This window comes from Mediterraneibacter sp. NSJ-151, assembly GCF_022487435.1.
GTDB lineage: Bacteria > Bacillota > Clostridia > Lachnospirales > Lachnospiraceae > Schaedlerella > Schaedlerella hominis.
Genome location: NZ_JAKVPP010000001.1, coordinates 168,646 through 187,521, shown reverse-complemented (window position 1 = coordinate 187,521; position 18,876 = coordinate 168,646). Strand labels below are relative to the sequence as shown.

General features: G+C 38.4%; 22 protein-coding genes. 4 read left to right on the top strand and 18 right to left on the bottom strand.

What is annotated here, in order from left to right:
• The first annotated feature begins 126 nt into the window (after nucleotides 1-126).
• Nucleotides 127-531, top strand: a complete 405-nt coding sequence (locus tag LQE94_RS00970) for a hypothetical protein (RefSeq protein ID WP_240576790.1) — start codon at nucleotides 127-129, stop codon at nucleotides 529-531.
• Between the two features lie 107 nt (nucleotides 532-638).
• On the top strand, nucleotides 639-1,085 hold the full coding sequence (locus tag LQE94_RS00965) for a hypothetical protein (protein WP_240576789.1): 447 nt from the start codon (nucleotides 639-641) through the stop codon (nucleotides 1,083-1,085).
• Nucleotides 1,086-1,130: 45 nt separating this feature from the next.
• Here the strand turns inward: LQE94_RS00965 and LQE94_RS00960 are convergent, their stop codons facing one another.
• The 5 genes from LQE94_RS00960 to LQE94_RS00940 all read right to left on the bottom strand — a co-directional run bounded on the left by LQE94_RS00960 (nucleotide 1,131) and on the right by LQE94_RS00940 (nucleotide 6,542).
• The gene (locus LQE94_RS00960; protein ID WP_186865494.1) at nucleotides 1,131-3,401 is read right to left on the bottom strand and encodes a hydratase; all 2,271 of its coding nucleotides are present in this window, start codon (nucleotides 3,399-3,401) and stop codon (nucleotides 1,131-1,133) included.
• Between the two features lie 139 nt (nucleotides 3,402-3,540).
• Nucleotides 3,541-4,116 (bottom strand): FHA domain-containing protein, encoded by a 576-nt coding sequence (locus LQE94_RS00955; RefSeq protein ID WP_240576788.1) that lies wholly within the window; start codon nucleotides 4,114-4,116, stop codon nucleotides 3,541-3,543.
• A gap of 199 nt (nucleotides 4,117-4,315) precedes the next feature.
• On the bottom strand, nucleotides 4,316-4,786 hold the full coding sequence (locus tag LQE94_RS00950) for a hypothetical protein (protein WP_240576787.1): 471 nt from the start codon (nucleotides 4,784-4,786) through the stop codon (nucleotides 4,316-4,318).
• 123 nt (nucleotides 4,787-4,909) lie between these two features.
• Nucleotides 4,910-5,299, bottom strand: coding sequence for a hypothetical protein (locus LQE94_RS00945; RefSeq protein WP_240576786.1), 390 nt, complete (start codon nucleotides 5,297-5,299; stop codon nucleotides 4,910-4,912).
• A gap of 418 nt (nucleotides 5,300-5,717) precedes the next feature.
• Nucleotides 5,718-6,542: a hypothetical protein gene (locus LQE94_RS00940; RefSeq protein ID WP_118738190.1), complete on the bottom strand. Its 825-nt coding sequence runs from the start codon at nucleotides 6,540-6,542 to the stop codon at nucleotides 5,718-5,720.
• A gap of 501 nt (nucleotides 6,543-7,043) precedes the next feature.
• Between LQE94_RS00940 and LQE94_RS00935 the strand changes: the two genes are divergently transcribed.
• Entirely contained in the window at nucleotides 7,044-7,286 is a 243-nt protein-coding gene (locus tag LQE94_RS00935) for a TIGR03905 family TSCPD domain-containing protein (RefSeq protein WP_022075482.1), read from the top strand.
• 255 nt (nucleotides 7,287-7,541) lie between these two features.
• Here LQE94_RS00935 and LQE94_RS00930 read toward each other — a convergent pair whose 3' ends face one another.
• Both LQE94_RS00930 and LQE94_RS00925 read right to left on the bottom strand, forming a co-directional pair.
• Nucleotides 7,542-8,027, bottom strand: a complete 486-nt coding sequence (locus tag LQE94_RS00930; RefSeq protein ID WP_240576785.1) for a DUF6147 family protein — start codon at nucleotides 8,025-8,027, stop codon at nucleotides 7,542-7,544.
• A 77-nt stretch (nucleotides 8,028-8,104) separates the two neighbouring features.
• The gene (locus tag LQE94_RS00925) at nucleotides 8,105-8,893 is read right to left on the bottom strand and encodes a DUF4367 domain-containing protein (protein WP_240576784.1); all 789 of its coding nucleotides are present in this window, start codon (nucleotides 8,891-8,893) and stop codon (nucleotides 8,105-8,107) included.
• A 209-nt stretch (nucleotides 8,894-9,102) separates the two neighbouring features.
• On the opposite strand from LQE94_RS00925, the gene LQE94_RS00920 reads away from it, so the two are divergent.
• The gene (locus tag LQE94_RS00920; RefSeq protein ID WP_240576783.1) at nucleotides 9,103-10,173 is read left to right on the top strand and encodes an undecaprenyldiphospho-muramoylpentapeptide beta-N-acetylglucosaminyltransferase; all 1,071 of its coding nucleotides are present in this window, start codon (nucleotides 9,103-9,105) and stop codon (nucleotides 10,171-10,173) included.
• Between the two features lie 72 nt (nucleotides 10,174-10,245).
• Here the strand turns inward: LQE94_RS00920 and LQE94_RS00915 are convergent, their stop codons facing one another.
• From LQE94_RS00915 to LQE94_RS00865, 11 genes are all read right to left on the bottom strand, one after another.
• Nucleotides 10,246-10,815 carry an RNA polymerase sigma factor gene (locus tag LQE94_RS00915; protein ID WP_118724022.1) on the bottom strand — a complete coding sequence of 190 codons (570 nt, stop codon included), beginning with the start codon at nucleotides 10,813-10,815 and terminating at the stop codon, nucleotides 10,246-10,248.
• A gap of 15 nt (nucleotides 10,816-10,830) precedes the next feature.
• Entirely contained in the window at nucleotides 10,831-11,238 is a 408-nt protein-coding gene (locus tag LQE94_RS00910) for an HIT family protein (RefSeq protein WP_240576782.1), read from the bottom strand.
• Between the two features lie 124 nt (nucleotides 11,239-11,362).
• Nucleotides 11,363-12,226 carry a DUF6382 domain-containing protein gene (locus tag LQE94_RS00905; RefSeq protein ID WP_240576781.1) on the bottom strand — a complete coding sequence of 288 codons (864 nt, stop codon included), beginning with the start codon at nucleotides 12,224-12,226 and terminating at the stop codon, nucleotides 11,363-11,365.
• An 8-nt stretch (nucleotides 12,227-12,234) separates the two neighbouring features.
• Nucleotides 12,235-12,663 (bottom strand): TadE family protein, encoded by a 429-nt coding sequence (locus LQE94_RS00900; RefSeq protein WP_240576780.1) that lies wholly within the window; start codon nucleotides 12,661-12,663, stop codon nucleotides 12,235-12,237.
• A gap of 7 nt (nucleotides 12,664-12,670) precedes the next feature.
• Nucleotides 12,671-13,117 (bottom strand): prepilin peptidase, encoded by a 447-nt coding sequence (locus tag LQE94_RS00895; protein WP_118738197.1) that lies wholly within the window; start codon nucleotides 13,115-13,117, stop codon nucleotides 12,671-12,673.
• Nucleotides 13,096-13,953, bottom strand: a complete 858-nt coding sequence (locus LQE94_RS00890) for a TadE/TadG family type IV pilus assembly protein (protein ID WP_240576779.1) — start codon at nucleotides 13,951-13,953, stop codon at nucleotides 13,096-13,098. The genes LQE94_RS00895 and LQE94_RS00890 overlap by 22 nt, the downstream gene beginning before the upstream one ends.
• A gap of 132 nt (nucleotides 13,954-14,085) precedes the next feature.
• Nucleotides 14,086-15,444, bottom strand: a complete 1,359-nt coding sequence (locus LQE94_RS00885) for a DUF5702 domain-containing protein (RefSeq protein ID WP_240576778.1) — start codon at nucleotides 15,442-15,444, stop codon at nucleotides 14,086-14,088.
• The gene (locus tag LQE94_RS00880) at nucleotides 15,444-15,638 is read right to left on the bottom strand and encodes a Flp1 family type IVb pilin (RefSeq protein WP_240576866.1); all 195 of its coding nucleotides are present in this window, start codon (nucleotides 15,636-15,638) and stop codon (nucleotides 15,444-15,446) included. Before LQE94_RS00880 ends, LQE94_RS00885 begins: the two co-directional genes overlap by 1 nt.
• A gap of 46 nt (nucleotides 15,639-15,684) precedes the next feature.
• Nucleotides 15,685-16,962 (bottom strand): type II secretion system F family protein, encoded by a 1,278-nt coding sequence (locus LQE94_RS00875; RefSeq protein WP_240576777.1) that lies wholly within the window; start codon nucleotides 16,960-16,962, stop codon nucleotides 15,685-15,687.
• Nucleotides 16,952-17,650, bottom strand: coding sequence for a type II secretion system F family protein (locus tag LQE94_RS00870; RefSeq protein ID WP_240576776.1), 699 nt, complete (start codon nucleotides 17,648-17,650; stop codon nucleotides 16,952-16,954). The genes LQE94_RS00875 and LQE94_RS00870 overlap by 11 nt, the downstream gene beginning before the upstream one ends.
• Nucleotides 17,651-17,657: 7 nt before the next feature.
• Nucleotides 17,658-18,836: a CpaF family protein gene (locus tag LQE94_RS00865; RefSeq protein ID WP_118687956.1), complete on the bottom strand. Its 1,179-nt coding sequence runs from the start codon at nucleotides 18,834-18,836 to the stop codon at nucleotides 17,658-17,660.
• Nucleotides 18,837-18,876: the final 40 nt, after the last annotated feature.

The window sequence follows — 18,876 nt, the reverse complement described above, 5'->3', positions numbered from 1 at the left end:
ATCACCATCTATATTCTAATAACATTTCGGAAATCTATGCTTTAATACCAAACAATATATAAAAAACAGAAGAGGACTGAAAGTAATTAGAGATAAAGAGAGTTCCTTCTGCAAAGAGGAGGAAAAATGAATACTGAGTTGAAAAATGCTGTATTAGCAACAGACCTTAAAGCACAGTATGATGCTTGTGCAAAAAAACTGCTTGGCTATAAAGACATACTGGCGCAAATCTTGATAGGGGCGGTCGAAGAATTTCAAAGGATGTCCCCGGAAGAAGTGAAACCATTGATTGAAGACGATATACATATTGGAAAGGTCCCTATTGACCCAGGTCTTACCAATGCAGTTGTCAGAGTGGACGAAGATGGCAAAGAAATCATAGGAATGAATACAGTAAATGAAGAGGTGAACGCCGGATACATTTTATTTGATATTATTTTTTATGTGCGCTTGAAAGCGGGACGCTTGAAGATTATTATAAATGTAGAAGCTCAGAGAAAAGAACCGGCAGAATATGATATTCTTAACTGAGCTGTCTTTTACGCCAGTCGAGAAATTTCGTCCCAAAAGAACCGGGAGTTTGTAAATAGCAATTATAACGATATTAAAAAAGTTATTCAATTTGGATATGTATGAACATGTCAGAGAACAGCATGAACCATATTCATCTGACAAATGATACAATTATAGGAAATCAGGTCTGGAAAGGAAACGAGGATTTGGTGAATATCGCTATGATAGGGCTGGCAAAAGAAATCTCACCTAAAGAAGAAAAACATGAACTACACCGACTTCTGGGAGCGTTGTTGTCAGAAACATTAAACGAAGAAGAAAAATTAGATATACTCAAAAATGAATATCATATACCGATGGAAAAATCAATAAAGGAGGATGTGAAAGTAATGTGTAATTTAAGTGAAGGAATAGAAGAGCGTGGAATAATAAAAGGACGGACAGAACTTCTTAAACAGCAAGTCCGAAAGAAGCTCGCCAAAGGGCAGTGCGTGGAAGTTATAGCAGAGGATCTGGTGGAAGAAGTTGAGGTTATTCAGACAATTGTGGATGAGATCCAAACAAAGGAATAGATCTCGAAAAAAGGGAGCTATCGCAATGCGACAGCTCCCCTCTTCTTATCCTCTATAATAATTGATCAAACATCCCTTCAAGATGATCTCGCGCTCTGCATCTGTCATCTCTCCAAGCTTCAATTCAATCTCTTTCAATTCATCTCCTACAACTACATATGCCTTCACTACCGATTGCTTCTCTTCTACCACTTTTCTTACATCCGGCACGAAAATATAATCTCCGTTCTTGAACGGAAGTGCTTCGTGGTCTGCATCTGTTAAGAATGGAAGCATACCCCAGTTAATCAAGTTCGAGCGATAACGTTTTGTTGCATATTCATTTGCAATATTCGCCCATCCGCCAAGTACCTTCTGGCATGATGCTGCCTGCTCACGTGCAGAACCATCTCCTGGTTTCACTGCGAAAATTGTACTTCCTACACCTACATTGCCTTTGCCAACTTCTGGGTAATCCTTCTGGATAGCTGCCATAACAGGCTTTAATTCTTCTAAAGCTTCTAATGGGCATTCGCCTGCTTCGATTGCTTTCTGTGCTGCCTGTACTTCTTTAGCACGTCCTACATATGCAGGATCTTTTCTTGATAATGCAAATTCTGCAAGTCCAAGTGGATTTGAACGATATGATGAAGTCTCTCCTGAAGGAATCAATTCATCTGTTGTTGTAACCGGATCATGAATCTCAGAAACAACCTTCAATACAAGATTCTCCGGTAATGCTGACATTGCCGGCCAGTCTTTGATGTTTGGTCCAAACTGAATCTCTACAGATGGATCTGCTACTCCCTTGCTGTCAAATACTCGATTTGCATAAATGCTTGAATCGAAATGATACTTCTGTCCCTTATATTCTACATCCATTGCTGTTGCAGGTGTTAAGAATCCTTTGTTCGCTGCTGTTGCTGCAATAGAACGTGCATCCATCAATGCAACTGATGAAATCTGTCCGCTCTGCAGTTTAGAACCTTCACGGTTCGGGAAGTTTCTTGTTGAATGACGGATAGAGAATGCATTATTAGCAGGTGTATCTCCGGCACCAAAACATGGACCACAGAACGCTGTCTTCACAATTGTTCCGGCTTCCATAAGATCTGCTATCGCTCCATTTTTCACAAGTTCCATATAAATTGGTGTACTTGCCGGATATACGCTAAATGTAAATGCATCTGCACCGATATTCTTACCTTTGATAATATCTGCCGCAGCACAAATATTTTCAAATCCACCACCGGCACATCCTGCAATAATTCCCTGTTCTACATAGAATTTACCATCTCTGATCTTATCCTGCAGCGAGTAATCTACTGCTCCGTCTAAACTTACCAGTGCTTTCTGCTCTACATCATGAAGAATATCTTTTAAGTTCGCATTAACTTCATCAATTGTATATACATTACTTGGATGGAATGGCATTGCGATCATTGGTTTAATCTCGCTTAAGTTTACATAAACCATGCCATCATAGTAAGTACATGCCCCTGGGTTCAGTTCTTTATAATCACCGCTTCTTCCATGAATATCATAGAATTCTTTAATCTTCTCATCTGTTTTCCAGATTGAAGACAAGCATGTTGTCTCTGTTGTCATAACATCGATACCGATACGGAAATCAGCACTTAATTTGCCAACGCCCGGTCCGACGAATTCCATAACTTTATTATTAACATATCCATTTTTAAATGTTGCACCGATAATCGCCAATGCCACATCCTGTGGACCGACACCTTTCATCGGCTCTCCGTCCAGATAAATTCCAATCACGCCCGGCATCTTAATATCATAAGTTTTATTTAATAACTGTTTTACAAGCTCAGGTCCGCCTTCTCCCATTGCCATCGTTCCGAGAGCACCATAACGAGTATGGCTGTCAGAACCCAAAATCATCTTTCCTCCGCCTGCAAGCATCTCTCTTGCAAACTGATGGATAACCGCCTGATGAGGTGGAACATAAACTCCGCCGTACTTCTTCGCACATGTAAGTCCAAACATATGATCATCTTCATTGATTGTTCCGCCGACTGCACATAATGAATTGTGACAGTTTGTCAATACATAAGGAATCGGAAATTTCTCAAGTCCTGAAGCTCGTGCTGTCTGGATGATTCCTACAAATGTGATATCATGCGATGTCAGTTTATCAAACTTAATCTGCAGGTTTTCCATATTTCCTGATGTGTTATGTGCATTCAAAATACCATAAGCCATCGTATTCTTCGCTGCCTCTTCCTTTGAGATTGGAAGTTGTGCGTTGCCATTATCTTCTACAATTTCAGTTCCATTTAATAAATAGACACCATTTTCATATAACTTAATCATGTACGACCTCCTGATTTTATCATTTTTGTCTTATTGCTTTGCGTTACATTTTAGCATGGTAAAGCGCTGTTGTAAAGGAATAACTTTGTATGTGTATTCCTTGATTTTACAACAACGCTTTTTGTTTTTCCTTATTCTGTTAGTCGCGTTCACGCAAAATCTTTTTCACTTCAATCTTCGTCTTTCCAAGACCGATCACATCTTCCTTCTGGATTGCAACAGGCTCGTCCAGACTCTGTCCATTCAAGTATGTACCATTACGTGAATCCATATCTTTCAGATATAATCTGTCTCCTTCGTGAATAATTGCACAATGCAATTTTGAAATTCGCGGATCATCTGTGATAGTGATGTATTTTTCGAATTCCGGAGTCTTCTGTCCTCTTCCGATTCCAATATTATCGTAGAAAATGAAAGTATACTTCTCCCAAGTCTCCTGATTCTCCAAAATAATCTTCCACTGTTTCTTTGTTTTCTTCGTTTGCTCTTGCACATCAAGCGGTATTGTTGCATCACTGTGTCTTACCTGACGTCTGCGACGGGATCTTATATCTTCTTCCTCATCGTCCCTGGTATTGTAATCATCGTCATCATACTCGTCATCATATTCATCAGCAGGTTTCACTTTACGACTTTTCACAATAACCGTAATAATAATTCCAAGCAAAAGTACAGCTACCACGATCAATGCAATCAGTATTGTTGTTACACTCATTATTTTCAACTCCTTTGAGATTTAATCATACTATAGATTTCATCTTCTAGCAAGTCTTGGATTAATGATTCACAGATGATTCACAAGTAAAGTTACTGTTCACAGTAACTTTGACCAGTAACACAATCGGTATTCTTATGAGGCAAGTTGATCTATGCCTGTTTTGTGCAATATAACTGCTGTAGGTTTTTTCACCGTCTTATTCTTCTGCTTGAATCTCATCCACAATTGTCCGGATAATCTCAACCTCTTCTACCAGATCTTCTGCTATAACTTCTACACTCTGTCCTTTGGCGAGCTTCTTTTGCACTTGTTGTTTGAGGAGTTCTGTTCTTCCTTCCGCTTTTCCCTCTGCTCTTCCTTTTATTATTCCACGCTCTTCTATTCCATCACTCAAATTGCACATTACTTTCACATCCTCCTCTATTGATTTTTCCATCGGTATATGATATTCGTTTTTGAGTATATCTAATTTTTCCTCTTCTCTTAATGTTTCTGACAATAACGCTCCTAGCAACCGGTGAAGTTCATGTTTTTCTTCTTTTGGAGAAATTTCCTTTGCCAGTCCTATCATAACGATATTTACCAAATCCTCTCTTCCTTTCCAGATTTGATTACCTATAATCGTATCATTTACCAGATGTATATGGTTCATACTGTCTTCTGGCATATTCATGCATATCCAAATGGAATAGACTTTCTTAATTTCGTTATAATTGCTATTCACAAACTCCCGGTTCTTCTGGGATGAGATTTCCCGACTGACGTAAAATATGGTCCGGTTAAGAATATCTTATTCTGTCGGTTCTTTTCTCTGCGCTTCTACATTTATGATAATTTTAGAACGTCCCTCTTTCAAGCGCACATAAAAAATAATATCAAATAAAATGTATCCGGCATTCACCTCTTCATTTACCGTATTCATTCCTATGATTTCTTTGCCAGCTTCGTCCACTCCGACAACTGCATTGGTAAGCCCAGGGTCAACCGGAACCTTTCCGATCTGTATGTCGTCTTCAATCAATGGCTTCACTTCTTCCGGCGACATTCCCCGGAATTCTTCGACTGCCTCTATCAGTATTCGTGCCAGTATGTCTTTGTAGCCAAGCAGTTTTTTTGCACACGCATCATACTGTGCCTTGAGGTCGGTCGCTAATACAGCATTTTTCAACTCAGTATTCATTTTTCCTCCTTTCGCAGAAGGAACCTCCTCTATCTCTAATCTCTTCCAGTCCTCTTCTGCTTTTTTACGTATTGTTTGGTATTAAAGCATAGATTTCTGAAATGTCATTAGAATATAGATGGTGCGACGCACCTTAGAATTCATAAGAAATATGCTTTTAGACAGTTTAACATAGGTAGATCTGGGATTTCAAGATGGATTTTCCCAGCATTGATTTTTCTTTCTTTAATCGTTACTGTTCACTCCCGTGTCAATCACTACGCTGATTGGCACGGAGGATGCACGTTTTATCTTGAACGACATCTCGCCCATCGCCAAAGGCGATTTTAAATGGCGAGATGCGTTGCTGGTCACAGGTACTGTGAACAGTAACCAAGTAAATTTCCCGCTTTAAGAATATTTTTAGAAAATAAATGGTTTATGCCAGAAATTCTTCTAAAATCTGGCGAATTGTCTCTTCTTTTAAATTTGCCTCCGCATCCGCTTCTTTTTGTTTTTCAGACGACTTTCGAAGCAGTTGTCCTGCCTCTTCTTTTAATGGCACTCTCGGTTTTCCTTCGATATGGATAGACAAATTTTCCTCGGTACTGCTATTAGCACCCTGTTCGCCCTTTATATTTTCTGTATATGTTTCCTCCGATATTGCCTCATTCATCTTTGCCCTATCGGCCGCACTTTCTTTTTGTGCACGAAGCATCTCTGTCTGCTCTCGTTCACTTTGTTGACGCCGATATCTGCCCGCACATACATTTTCCAGATATTCAATCATGTAATTCTTCACCGCATTTAATTTGTAATCCTCGTCTGAAAGCTGTCCGACAACAAACAGTAAAATCATCTCGGCTGCTCCCAGCATAACGTATTGGTACATCTTTTCACACACACCTGCGGTCTGGTACCAGGAAATGGCTCCGACTACTGCCAGCACTCCTGCTGCCCAGACGCTTTGTTTTTCTAACTGTCTCCAGGTATGTACTTTCAAAAAATTCCCACGATATTCATAAATATATTTCTCCACAAATGCTTCTGTATTTTCTACACTGTCACGCAGCATGCATGCCTGTTCATATTTGGAGCGTACCAATTTTATCAGTCTGTGTGTACTCTTTGACATATTTGCCGCTGCTCCCAGCATCCGGCGAATTGTAAACAGATTCATCATTTTCGCAATGATTCCAATCACACCCACTGCAACCATCAAATGAAAAAGGATATCTGTACTTGTTACCACGTCATAGAACATATCTTAGCCCTCCTGCTTTCACTGCCCGCTATTCACATATTTTGTGAATCGTCTTATATTTTTGCCCACAATAATCCGGATTGTGTTGAAGCTATTATAGACCATGTCGTGCATATTTGCGTCATAAATCGTTCTACAAAATTCTACATTTCAACTTGTCGTTTTCGTATCCTGTCCAGTCCTCTTTTCCTTTGGAAATGTATAAACATTTATGATAACTCGCTCAACTAAAGCTGTTTTTCAGCTCTTATAGATCACTTTGCTATTCCATTTTGTTCCCCTTGTGCCCTGTCGATTTTGCATGAATTTAAGCAAGTTCTGGCATACGATTCTTTGTGTATAATGAAATGTTGAATATTGAAATGTGGCTGCTTATCCATTTACTTTTCTTTACTATTTTGCTATAATCTGTCTTGCTTAGAGAAGTTTGTTATATTCTTACACTTTTTAAAAGAATGAACATTACAATTCTCTGATTCACATATTTAGGAGGAATATATCATGGAATATAAAACAAAAGGTGTCTGTTCTCAGATGATTCAGTTTGACATTGAAGATAATAAAGTAAGAAATGTTGCATTTACAGGTGGATGCAATGGAAACTTGCAGGGAATTTCCCACCTCGTTGAAGGAATGGACGTAAACGAAGCAATCTCCCGTCTGGAAGGAATCCGCTGCGGATTCAAATCAACTTCCTGTCCAGATCAGCTTGCTCACGCATTGAAAGAAGCAATTGCTAAATAAGCAAAGCTTTCATATTAGATTCTTATAATTGAAAAGCTATACATAACTTCACTGTCATGTATAGCTTTCTTTTTTCTTTATTAAATTTTTACCCTCGAGCAATCACACCAGTCGCCGTCTGCTTATATGGTTTAGGTTTGCGGTTTGATGGAATCAAGAGGATTTTTCCTTAATATTTTTTATTTTTTTAAGTTATTATTTTCTCAATTCCAAGCAGACAGCGACCGGTGTGATTGCTCGAGGAGGGTAGGGCAGTTAGTCGATCATGATACCATCGGTGAAACAATAAGTTTCTTCGAATTCTTTTCCTTTTGTCACAAAATGATCGCTTCGAACTCGATAATATGTACCTCGTTCTACATTTATTCTTTTTCCAAATGATACATAATTACTATCTTTGCTCTCCTTTGTAAACACATCTACCATATCCCATTTATCAGTTTTTGCATTATATTTTTCAACATAAACTATCACTTCTACTTTATCGACTGTATGGTTAGCTGTTGTCTGCCCATATACATAAATTTTTCCGATTCCTGCTTTACTAATTGTGCAAGAGCCATCCATTAAATGTTCTCCACGAGTATTTACATTCTCTGTTATGCTCTCTGAACTATCTTGATTTGTCAAATATGAGCCATCTACCTGTTTTAAGGATGTTTCTTCTGCATTTATTGTCCCACAAAACAGAAAGCATACTGACAATATCAAGCTTAATGTTGACATGATTTTCTTCTTCATTTGTCTCCCTCCACAATCTTAAATAATTTGCTTTATAATATATAGACAAATGAGTTTTAAAATCCTTACGCGATTTTTTAATAAAATTTTAAATTTTTTATTATTTTATTAAAATCTGATTTTTTCATTATCCCTTTTAATTGATAATAAACACCTTTGTATTCAAATTCTGCAATTAATGACTTTTCTCCTATTTTTTCTATTTTACGTTCCTCTATTTCAACTTTATTCCCATCAATTTCTATCTCATATACATTTACTTCTGAATCTTCCCGCGTTACTCCTCTTGACGAGTCTGTCTGATTTAAATAAATTTCATATCGTATGGTTTCACCTTTATATTCATAAAACAAATCTGCTTGTTGTATATCTTCATTTATATTACAAGATACATAATGCATTTCATCTGGTCTATCCAAAATACGAACACATCTTTGTTTTATCATTCTATCCACTTCACTATAAGCATCGTTCTCTAATGCATTTTTCATTTCTTTACTATCCATATCCTTCACATTCGTCACATCCACCTGTGATTTCCCTGTAAACTTCTCTATCAGCTCCTTCATATACGACTTACTTCCCACACTGGACACACTCATCCCCATAACCAGCACGAGTATCGCTACCAATGCGACGAGTAGCTTGGCTCTTTTCTTTTTCTTATATGTCCGAAGCGGGAATTCTTTGATTTTATCTTCTTCCTGCTCTTTTTCATACCGCTGAATCTCTGCATAAATTGCATCGTCCAGCTCTTTACTGACTTCTAGATTATCCAACTCTGGATCTTCTGCAAGTTCTTTTTCTATTTCGGCAGCTTCTTTTTCAAGCTCCTCTTTCAGTGAGAGTTTTCTCAATTTTTTCATCTTATTGCCTCTTACTTATAGGTTTTGTTTGTTGCTGTTGCTCGTTTATAGATTGTCTATAAACGACATTATATATTGATAAACATCAACTTCCGTTTATCTTGACTTTTTTCTAAATACGTTTATTATGAATTTATGATGATTTTATTGCTGATTATATATTCTATGATAAGCAGCTTTTGATTATAACTTCTATGGAGGTCTTTTTTATGAAACGAATTATCCTTACCGGCGGTGGAACTGCCGGACATGTTACTCCAAATATTGCCTTGCTCCCTAAATTAAAGGACCTTGGCTATGATATTCACTACATCGGTTCTTATAATGGAATTGAAAAGGAACTGATCGAACCTTTCAATATTCCATATTACGGCATTTCATCCGGTAAACTCCGCCGTTATTTCAGTTGGCAGAATTTCACTGATCCATTCCGTGTATTGAAAGGACTTAGTGAAGCCAACAAGCTTGTTCGCCAGTTGAAACCGGATGTCATTTTCTCCAAAGGTGGATTTGTATCTGTTCCTGTCGTTATGGCTGGTAAACGCAACAAAGTTCCGGTTATCATTCATGAATCTGATATGACTCCGGGGCTTGCGAATAAACTTGCTTTTCCTTCTGCAACAAAAGTTTGCTGTAACTTCGTTGAGACTTTAAAGCAGCTTCCTGAAGGTAAAGCCGTTTTAACCGGTTCTCCTATCCGTCAGGAGCTTCTTTCCGGTAATAAAATCGCAGCTCTTGACTTCTGTGGATTTACAGCCGGCAAACCTGTTATCCTTGTCATCGGAGGAAGCCTGGGTTCAGTTGCTGTCAACAACGCTGTCCGCGGTGCTCTTCCTGAATTACTTAAAACATTTCAGGTTATCCACCTTTGCGGGAAAGGTAAATTGGATCAATCCTTAGTAGGCACAGAAGGATATGTACAATTTGAATATATCAAAGATGAATTATGTGATATATTTGCACTTGCCGATATCGTAATTTCCCGTGCCGGTGCTAATGCGATCTGTGAATTACTTGCTCTTTGCAAACCAAATCTGCTTATCCCGCTTTCTAAAAATGCAAGTCGTGGTGACCAGATTCTAAACGCCCGCTCATTTGAACGTCAGGGATTCAGTATGGTTCTGGAAGAAGAGGAAACAACAAAAGATACTCTTCTTGAAGCAGTTCACAAGCTTTACGACAATCGTGCCACCTATATGGATGCCATGCGTAATTCCGGACAACATGATGCAATCAATACCATCACCGGATTAATCGAAGAGGTTCGTTTAAACAAATAATATATTTTATTTTTTATACTTATTTAAAAACGTAATAATTAAGTTCAAGGCTCAATCACGAGTCTTGAACTTTTATATTTCATCCAACTCTTCGTATTCTATTCCATACTTCTTACGAATCCATACCTTTGCTCTATGCAACATCGTATAAAATGCCTGAGTACTCATCCCCATGATCTCTGCCGCTTCTATCTGAGTTATTTCTGTATCATATGTAAGCATGATTGCCTGATACCATCTTTCATTTTTCTTTAGCACGCCTGCCAGTACATTATCGTGCACTGACTTATGCTTTTTATGTCTCAACTCATTTAAGCATCGGCTCTCCGCACTCGCTTCCTGTGCTTTTTCATCTATATACATTTCCAGTGTTTTTTCAGATTCTTCACTAATGTATATTTCATGCTTCATTTTCACCAGATAGTTATATGCTGTATTTCTTGTTGTTACTGTCAACCATGCTTTAATGTTTGTATACTCCTCAATAGACTTTCTCTGTTTCGCATCCTGCATAAATAATACAAAAACATCGTGCGCTATATCATTTGCAACTTCTGAATTCCGTGAATATTTATATGCTACCTTGAAAACCACCTGCTTATATTCATCATAAATCTTTTTGATTTCATGACCTTCAATCAATGTTCTTCTCCAGTGCTATTTTAATTTATTCAGAATCTCTTCTTTATCTTCATCTGTTAATGTTCCAAGTTTCCATCCAAGTCCTACATTATCATCTTTGTATCTTGGAATCATATGCATATGGAAATGGAAAACTGACTGACCGGCCACTTCTTCATTGTTCTGTACTATATTGTATCCGTCACATCCCAATACATCTTTTAATTTGTTAACTTCTTTTTTCGCAAGTACCAAAACTTTTGCCGCAAGCTCATCATCCAAATCATACAGATTTCTATAATGTTCTTTTGGTAAAATCAGTGCATGTCCTTTTGATGCTGGGTTCAAATCCAGAATCACACGAAAATCATCATCTTCATACAGTGTTGCTGATGGAACCTCCCCCGCTGCTATTTTGCAAAAAATACAATTATCATCTCTCATGACAGTTCCTTCTTTCTAAAAAATTTTATACTGTTTCCAGTATATCCCATTTTTCCGGAAAATAGAAGAATAATAATTTTTCTTTTGCATTTTCGACAGTTTGTCTGTTTTGTTCACTTTCGTATCACATAGAATCTGAATCCTCGCCTCCTTCAAGTATAAAATCATTCCAGCTTCCCCAGCGGTTTCTCTTTAATCTCTTTGCAGCCTTTCTCCATGACTTCCAAGTACCGCCTTCTTCTCTGATTGCCTGCATCCCTTCCTCTACTTCATAATACCCTTTTGTATCTTCCGGGTCATACTGTTCTTCCTCTTCCGTAAGACGAAACACATTTCCATAATCTTCTGCAATTCGCATCTGGACACCTTCTGCCTTTTCTCCAAACATCAGGCGGTTTCTATTCTGCCTCTGTTCTTCTCTCCACTCTTCCATTGTACGTTTTCTCTCTTCCTCATGAGCTTCGTACTGTTTCATAATTTCTCCCAGATTATAGTTTTCCTGCAGCGTTGCTTTATGCAGTTCATATGCCAGAACAATCCCATTTGTATCTCCATAATCCAACGTTCTCACAAAATATTCTGTCAACTGATGAAAGGACTGAGTGAGTTTTCCGTCCCATCCTGGAAGATAACAAAAATACCACTGTTTTTCATTTAAGAAAATATATTCCGGATCTAATATCAGGCAATTGGGATTTAACATATAATTTTCCAGCTTTTCTATTATCTGAAGAAGTTCCATCACCAATAACTGAATTTCTTGTTGTTGGATTGGTTTCTTTTCATAAATAACAGCCATCGTTTGAAACCCTTTTGTTTGATACGTGTATTTACTTCTTCCGTCTAATGCCGCACCTCTTACCGGCAGGATTCCAACAATCGGATTTTTTTGAAGCATCGGAATCTGATAATCTTCTTCATATGATTTGTCCAAATAAATATGTAAATTGCTTTGATTTAATTTTGATTCGAATTGCGTCTGAAACATATTTTTCCTCACTCGCTTTCGCTATTCTTTATTGCCTTTTCTAGAATTGCTTTTCTTCTAATCTTCTTTTCCGGATTGACAACCGGTGCTCTTTGCCTGACATGAAGTTTCATTTTCTTCTTTCTTGCATAAATATCTACGTCTACCCATTCTTTCGTCACTGATGTTGTAACCTCAGTTTCTGCAAATAAAATTAACTTTCCACCGATTCTCTCACGGCAGAATTGTTCTGCAGCCACACTCTCTCCCGGCCATCTCTTCTGCTGTGCCCCAACGGCTGTTGTTTCCGCCGCCGCACCAATCAAGATTTGTTTATCATGATAATAAAATGAGGTGTAAACAATGAGCACAAACACCATAAAAATAATTGGCATCAAATATGCCATTTCAACTGTTATAACACCCTGTACTTCTTGATATTTTTTTATTCTTCCCATACTTGCACTATCCCATCAATATCACCGCAACATAACCTATACACAAAAACGGAATGAAAGGCATGCTTTGTTTTTTAGCTCCTTTATTCCACACTAATAGTAATATTGCTATAAGTGATGCACCAAGAAATGAAATCATCAATACGATTAGCAAATCCCATAAGCCCAAACAAATTCCCAGAATTAGGATAACAATTCCATCTCCATAACCGAATGCCTCTCTCGTAATCTTACTAATTCCTAGAAATACAATTCCCACAGCTGCACCCGACACAATAAGGATTGGAGAAATCGACGCTCCTTTTAAACTTTTCCATATCTGCATAACAATTGCCGTTATCCCGCCTGCACCTAACAGCCATATTGGAATTTTACGTGTTCGAATATCAATCACCGATAAACAAGTCAAATATACAATCCATACGCCCTGATTTAATTCGCACATTTGCTGCATGCTCTCCTTCCTCCTGCTTGTGATTTTTTGACAGAACGGATAGATCTCTTTAAACTGCTGCAATTCAATGAATTATGATATTTTGTTCCATAATCAGCAATATAAACTCCCGACATTGTGCTGCCATGTACACAATGTTCACAGGCATAATATCGTCCTCCTGACTCATTTCGATATCCTGACAGTGCTGACTGGGGCACAAACTGAATCTGTACATGTAATGCTGAACACTGATAATTCGTATGATAAACACTCCCCGTATCTGCTATATATACAATACTGTCATCCTCGTCATCCAATCCATTGTGCGGATATCCGGTCCACGCCTTAATTTCAATCTCCTGTCGGATTTTTTGTCCCACATGCATATGCTGTGGAAATGGCAATCTCACTCGATAGTTGACATAAATATGTATCACTTCATCTCCTGTATCGTAATAAGAAGTAAAGCAATGAATTCCTGCACTTCCACCATCAATAATACTTCTATCCAATCTCTCTGCCCCGACCATATTGACAATATCCGCTTTTAATTTGATTGGATTCAACACTGACACAATCGGAATCTGCTCTGCTGCCAGTTTTCCTGCATGCTGTGTCGCAGCTGAAACACTAAAACGAATACTTTGTATTTCTAAAATATATACGATACACAATATTGCAAATAAAAATATCGGTATTGCCATCGCTGCCTCTACGGTCACACTGCCATTCGTATAATCCTTGCCTTTATTTTTTCTATTCCTCCGCTGTTTTTGTACAGTACTGATTTTAGGATCTGATACAGGTACCTTTTCCTGCAATTTTTTAGATGAGTAATTATAATTTTGCACCATGCGGATTTTCCTTTCTAAAGATTTTCACATTTTATTTTTTTGAGGGATTTATAAATGCCGAAAAGGCACCCGTATCAAATCCCAAAACCAGCCTGTTTTTTGTACTCTGTTTATAAGAACGATTCATCACTTTTATTGTGATTCATATCCAAATTTACATGGAAACTGATATGTTTTCCCATTCCAGATTTCTGCCTTGTTTTGTAGCTTCATCCTTGTAACACATGAATCTGCACGAAAATATCCCTGATTATTTTCATATATCAGATTTTCTTCTACCCGGTCTAACGTCCTCATCGTAATCTCTGAGTTTTGTTTCAAAAGTAAAAGCATTTGCAAATATTGGGTATATTTCATACCACTTTCATCATCTCTTCCCTCTTGCGTATCCAGTGCGGTTCCAAGAAGAAATAACGAACTCAACTGCAATTGCCAGTTTGAATCATCCTTTATCATTGCTACACGATTGCCTGACAAAAGTGCTCGTATATCTATCACACTTTCTCCGAAACCCCATAGCATTAAAATTATCTGCTTTGCTGTCTCCATCAACTCTGGCTGTAGTAAAATCACCGCAACGGTAGCCGCCAACGCCGCTGCTTCTTCCTGCCTTTGTACGCTTCCCATCAAATATCCGTAGTTTAATGCAAAACGTGCCGCCATCAACCGTTTTATAACTGCTTCAAGATTCTCTTTATCTGACGACTTCCCGCACAATATATATTCCATTTCATAGTCCAATGTCCGATTTTCTGATTTCTTTTCAACAGCTGAACTAAAATGTTGTTCTATATATTGTTCAAATAATACTCTCTCTTCTAAACCGCCAACTCCTACTCTTGCTGGAAAACTTCCTCTGCCTCCGTTTAAAGTACGACTTGACAATTGCTGTTCTTTCGATATTGATCTGTTCGATAAAATAAAATTCTTCGGCAAAGCCAGTGCCAAAAGTCCCGATGCCTTTGTCTGAAGCAATTCTGAGGCTTCTTCCTCTATAACACTTCCGTTTTGTAATAATTCATTCTCCATCTGTTCTGTCAACTGACTTCCTTCAATCTCTCTTTCTTCCCATTGTGCAGATAATCCAATCATATTCTGTATGCTTTGAATTCCTGTCTGTTGTTCCATAAATGCCAGAACTTGTTCACGGAAAGCCTGTCCCTGATTATCTGTCAACATCTGTATTTCCGAAATCTCCTGTTCGATTCCGGCACTTCCATAATATGCAAGCCTGTCCAGAATCCGATTCTCATCGTATTGTCCTGACTGGTAAGAAGCATCCAACGCAAACACTTCATATTCCTTCCATAATTCCTTTTGATATTCTCCAAATATTGAAAAGATTGCTCGATCCACATCCAATCGCTTTTGATTCTTTGTGGTTTGAATTGTCGCACTTTCAAGCAGTGCAAAAATAAATGAAATAAGTAGAACAAAAATTAAACTTAGAAATGCTGTAATTTCCCCTGATACCGTTCTTTCACATTGCATCAGATACCTGCACTTTCACTTGTAATCTTTTCAAAAATTGTATTTACCAAATCTGTCAACTGATTCTTAAAAATAAGAACCAATGCAATAATCACGACCAAAATCAACAACAATTCTATAACCGACATTCCCGACTGGTCTTTCAGAATGTTTTTAAATTTTTCTGCTTCTTTCTGTAGTCTTATCTTCCCCATTAATGTAATTTGTTTTATCATAATGTCCCTCCATATCCTACATGCCTTATATTTGCAACGATAAAAATGCCGGTACGATAATCATCAGCAATACAACCGCCAGCATCAAAAACATTGGAAATAATATCTTCGTTCCCGCCTTTTCTCCCAACTGTTTTGCTGTGTTTTTCCGCTCATCAAACGCTGTATCTGCCTCCTGTCTCAACAATTCAGTCAAGCCTTTTGTGCCTTTTTTTAAGTTCTGTGACAACATTGTTCCAAACTTTTTATAGACTTGTAATCCGCAACGTTCACCAAAGCGTTCATAACATTCATTTTCTGCCATACCGCCTTTCATCTCATGCATTGTGTATGCCATCTCTTCATATACTTCTCTTTCAACTTTTTCTTTTTTTCTTTTTCCTTCTTCTACACTTACAGCCCGTCTTTTCTCCTGTTCATAGTCGTTGACAATCTTATTCCACGCATTTCTTGGTGTCATACCGGCGCCAAGAAAAAGTGTAAAACGACTTATCATTTTAGGATAATCCAATGCTAACTGCTGCTCTCTTTTTGAATGTGTTTCCTTTACCTTTTGTTTTTCTGACACATACATCAACACTGCCATAACAATACCGATCAGAAGTACTGCTGCTGCACGTAGATTCTTTGCATATTTCCAGATTATAACCTCCCCGTTTATACTTGTTGGAAGTAACATCCGTTTCTCTGTCTCGCTTAACCGGTCCTGCTCATCTACCTCTTCGTTTAAATTTGACATCAGTTTTTCCATATCTGTCTGTTTCGGTGGCAATATTCTTGCATAAAGAAAATACATTTCCTTTATTTCCTCATAAGATAACGTAGCTCTCAGTTCAACTATGCGTCCTTCCTTTGGTAAATCATCATTCTGAACTTTCCCCTGCAAATTCAACACTTCATAATTATCCAGCTCCCAGGACACTTTAATCCCCGTATCAGGAATATTACGAATAAGATTCAAATTACTTCGAACCTCATCAAGACTTCTATTATCTCCTAATATCAGCTTCTCCAGCTGAACTTCTGCCTTGGCCAGTTCTCGTTGTAATTCTGCCTCCGTATATTTCCGTTCGTGAATTCGGACAGTATATGGTTCTTTGGCATCTCCGATCCATACTTGTAAATCTTCTTGTCTGTCTCCTTTACCTTGCTTGTTACGTTCCACATAATTTATCCCTTCTTTCGTCATCGGAAGACTCTTAAGATTATCTGCAAGAAAAAGAATCAAAGATAATATTCCTGCTGTAAGAAGAATTATCCCTATTTTTTTCTGCATCGTATTCCGATTTTCTTTAAACTTCAATGTGTACCATCTTCCTTCCCATGTAATATGCCGCTATATAAATAATCAGGCACACACTCATCAACACGACTCCTGCAGCACTTCCATACAAGACAGATAAGAACTCCGGAAATGTAAAACGCATATACAGTACCATACCTAACGGGATCATACACATCACTTGAAATTCTAAGCTCTTCGCCGCTAACATCGTCTGGATCTCCCGCTCTACTTCCATCTTGTCTCCTATCATGCGGATTGACTCTTTTAAAATTGTAATGCTGTCTCCACCCATCCGCTTGGCTGTCGCAAACACCACCGCAAAATCTTCTGCATCTTCTTGCTGAACTCTTTTGGCAAACGCCCACAATACTTGTTCGGCAGTCTGATTCATACTTAATTTATGTGTCATAAGTTCAAACTCCTGACATATACGGCTATCCTTTGAATGTAATGTTTGCAACTCCTTTTCTGTGGAGCGAATCGCATTCTCTACCGAATATCCCACCTTCAAGGAAGACGCCATGATCTGCATTGCATCTCGAAACTGCATACGGAATTCCAATTCTTTTTTCCTGCAGCACTCTTCTCTCCACTGCTGAAAATATCCGATTGCAACCGGCAATAAGACAACACCTGCAATCCATGAATCATAAAATAAATATGCTAAGAGCAAATCCAGTACAATAGCCTTTGTAATTGCAACCATGTATTCCTTACGCTGTATATCCTGCTGCCAGCAATTTGTCCCGATGAACCAATTCCGCACTCTTCACCAGTGTTCCTTGAATCTTTCCACCTCGCATTCCCTCCTCTCGAAATTCGTATAGCGTCTGTGTTTGAATCCGACCGTTCTCAAATCCTAACACCTCCACTATCTCCAGCACCTTTCTTGACTTGTCCCTCAATCTTCCCAAATGAATAATAATATCTAATGCAGATGCAATCTGTCTCTGAATTGCCGTTAAAGGAAGGTCTATTCCCATCATCATCATCGTTTCTAATCGATGCAACATATCGGTCGGATTATTTGAATGTCCGGTGGACATAGAGCCGCTGTGCCCGTTCAACATCGCCGATGATATCATGTCCACAGTCTCATCTCCTCTTACCTCTCCAACTACGATACGATCCGGTCGCATTCGAAGTGCCGATTTGATCAAATCTCTGATTGTCACCGCTCCTTCTCCTTCCAGATTCGCATTTCTCGCTTCCAGCCTTACAAGATTCGGGACCCCCTTTATCTGTAATTCTGCATTATCTTCAATCGTGATGATTCGTTCATCCTTTGGAATATAGTCCGATAAGGCATTTAAAAAAGTTGTCTTCCCTGATCCAGTTCCGCCACTCACAAAAATATTATATTTGGCTTTGACAAGCATCTTTAAAAATTCTACCGCCTCTTCTGTGATACTCTGCCATTCAACCAACTGTTTCATCGTCACCTTTTCTTTTGGAAACTTTCTGATCGTCATGATCGGACCATTCAAAGCCACTGGTTTCAACACAACATTCACACGTGAACCATCTTCCAGTCTGGCATCTACGATTGGAGACAATTCATTTACATAACGATTCGTTCCTGATACAATCTGCTGGATCACATCTTCCAATTTTTCCTGCGATAAAAACGTCTTGTCAGAGCGGACTATTCTGCCGTCCCTCTCCACAAATATGTGATCCTTTCCATTAATCATAATCTCCGTGATTGAATCATCCTCTACCAGCTCCTGTAACACATCCAATTTACGAAAAGAATGAAACAATCGTCTGCTCAACCGTATCTGCTCTTTCAATGGCAAATACTCTTCCTCCGAAAATTCCTGTAACACACTATAGATAATCTCGGATAATTCTTCGTCCTCCATCTCTCTTGTAAGGTCTATCCGTTCCATCACCCGTTCATATAGCTGTTCTTCTTGTATATTCACGTTA

Excerpts from the sequence above, each read along its gene's own strand:
- LQE94_RS00970 (WP_240576790.1), top strand. The coding sequence starts at position 127 with ATGAATACTGAGTTGAAAAATGCTGTATTAGCAACAGACCTTAAAGCA.
- LQE94_RS00965 (WP_240576789.1), top strand. The coding sequence starts at position 639 with ATGTCAGAGAACAGCATGAACCATATTCATCTGACAAATGATACAATT.
- LQE94_RS00960 (WP_186865494.1), bottom strand. The coding sequence starts at position 3,401 with ATGATTAAGTTATATGAAAATGGTGTCTATTTATTAAATGGAACTGAA.
- LQE94_RS00955 (WP_240576788.1), bottom strand. The coding sequence starts at position 4,116 with ATGAGTGTAACAACAATACTGATTGCATTGATCGTGGTAGCTGTACTT.
- LQE94_RS00950 (WP_240576787.1), bottom strand. The coding sequence starts at position 4,786 with ATGCCAGAAGACAGTATGAACCATATACATCTGGTAAATGATACGATT.
- LQE94_RS00945 (WP_240576786.1), bottom strand. The coding sequence starts at position 5,299 with ATGAATACTGAGTTGAAAAATGCTGTATTAGCGACCGACCTCAAGGCA.
- LQE94_RS00940 (WP_118738190.1), bottom strand. The coding sequence starts at position 6,542 with ATGTTCTATGACGTGGTAACAAGTACAGATATCCTTTTTCATTTGATG.
- LQE94_RS00935 (WP_022075482.1), top strand. The coding sequence starts at position 7,044 with ATGGAATATAAAACAAAAGGTGTCTGTTCTCAGATGATTCAGTTTGAC.
- LQE94_RS00930 (WP_240576785.1), bottom strand. The coding sequence starts at position 8,027 with ATGAAGAAGAAAATCATGTCAACATTAAGCTTGATATTGTCAGTATGC.
- LQE94_RS00925 (WP_240576784.1), bottom strand. The coding sequence starts at position 8,893 with ATGAAAAAATTGAGAAAACTCTCACTGAAAGAGGAGCTTGAAAAAGAA.
- LQE94_RS00920 (WP_240576783.1), top strand. The coding sequence starts at position 9,103 with ATGAAACGAATTATCCTTACCGGCGGTGGAACTGCCGGACATGTTACT.
- LQE94_RS00910 (WP_240576782.1), bottom strand. The coding sequence starts at position 11,238 with ATGAGAGATGATAATTGTATTTTTTGCAAAATAGCAGCGGGGGAGGTT.
- LQE94_RS00905 (WP_240576781.1), bottom strand. The coding sequence starts at position 12,226 with ATGTTTCAGACGCAATTCGAATCAAAATTAAATCAAAGCAATTTACAT.
- LQE94_RS00900 (WP_240576780.1), bottom strand. The coding sequence starts at position 12,663 with ATGGGAAGAATAAAAAAATATCAAGAAGTACAGGGTGTTATAACAGTT.
- LQE94_RS00895 (WP_118738197.1), bottom strand. The coding sequence starts at position 13,117 with ATGCAGCAAATGTGCGAATTAAATCAGGGCGTATGGATTGTATATTTG.
- LQE94_RS00890 (WP_240576779.1), bottom strand. The coding sequence starts at position 13,953 with ATGGTGCAAAATTATAATTACTCATCTAAAAAATTGCAGGAAAAGGTA.
- LQE94_RS00885 (WP_240576778.1), bottom strand. The coding sequence starts at position 15,444 with ATGCAATGTGAAAGAACGGTATCAGGGGAAATTACAGCATTTCTAAGT.
- LQE94_RS00880 (WP_240576866.1), bottom strand. The coding sequence starts at position 15,638 with ATGGGGAAGATAAGACTACAGAAAGAAGCAGAAAAATTTAAAAACATT.
- LQE94_RS00870 (WP_240576776.1), bottom strand. The coding sequence starts at position 17,650 with ATGGTTGCAATTACAAAGGCTATTGTACTGGATTTGCTCTTAGCATAT.
- LQE94_RS00865 (WP_118687956.1), bottom strand. The coding sequence starts at position 18,836 with ATGGAACGGATAGACCTTACAAGAGAGATGGAGGACGAAGAATTATCC.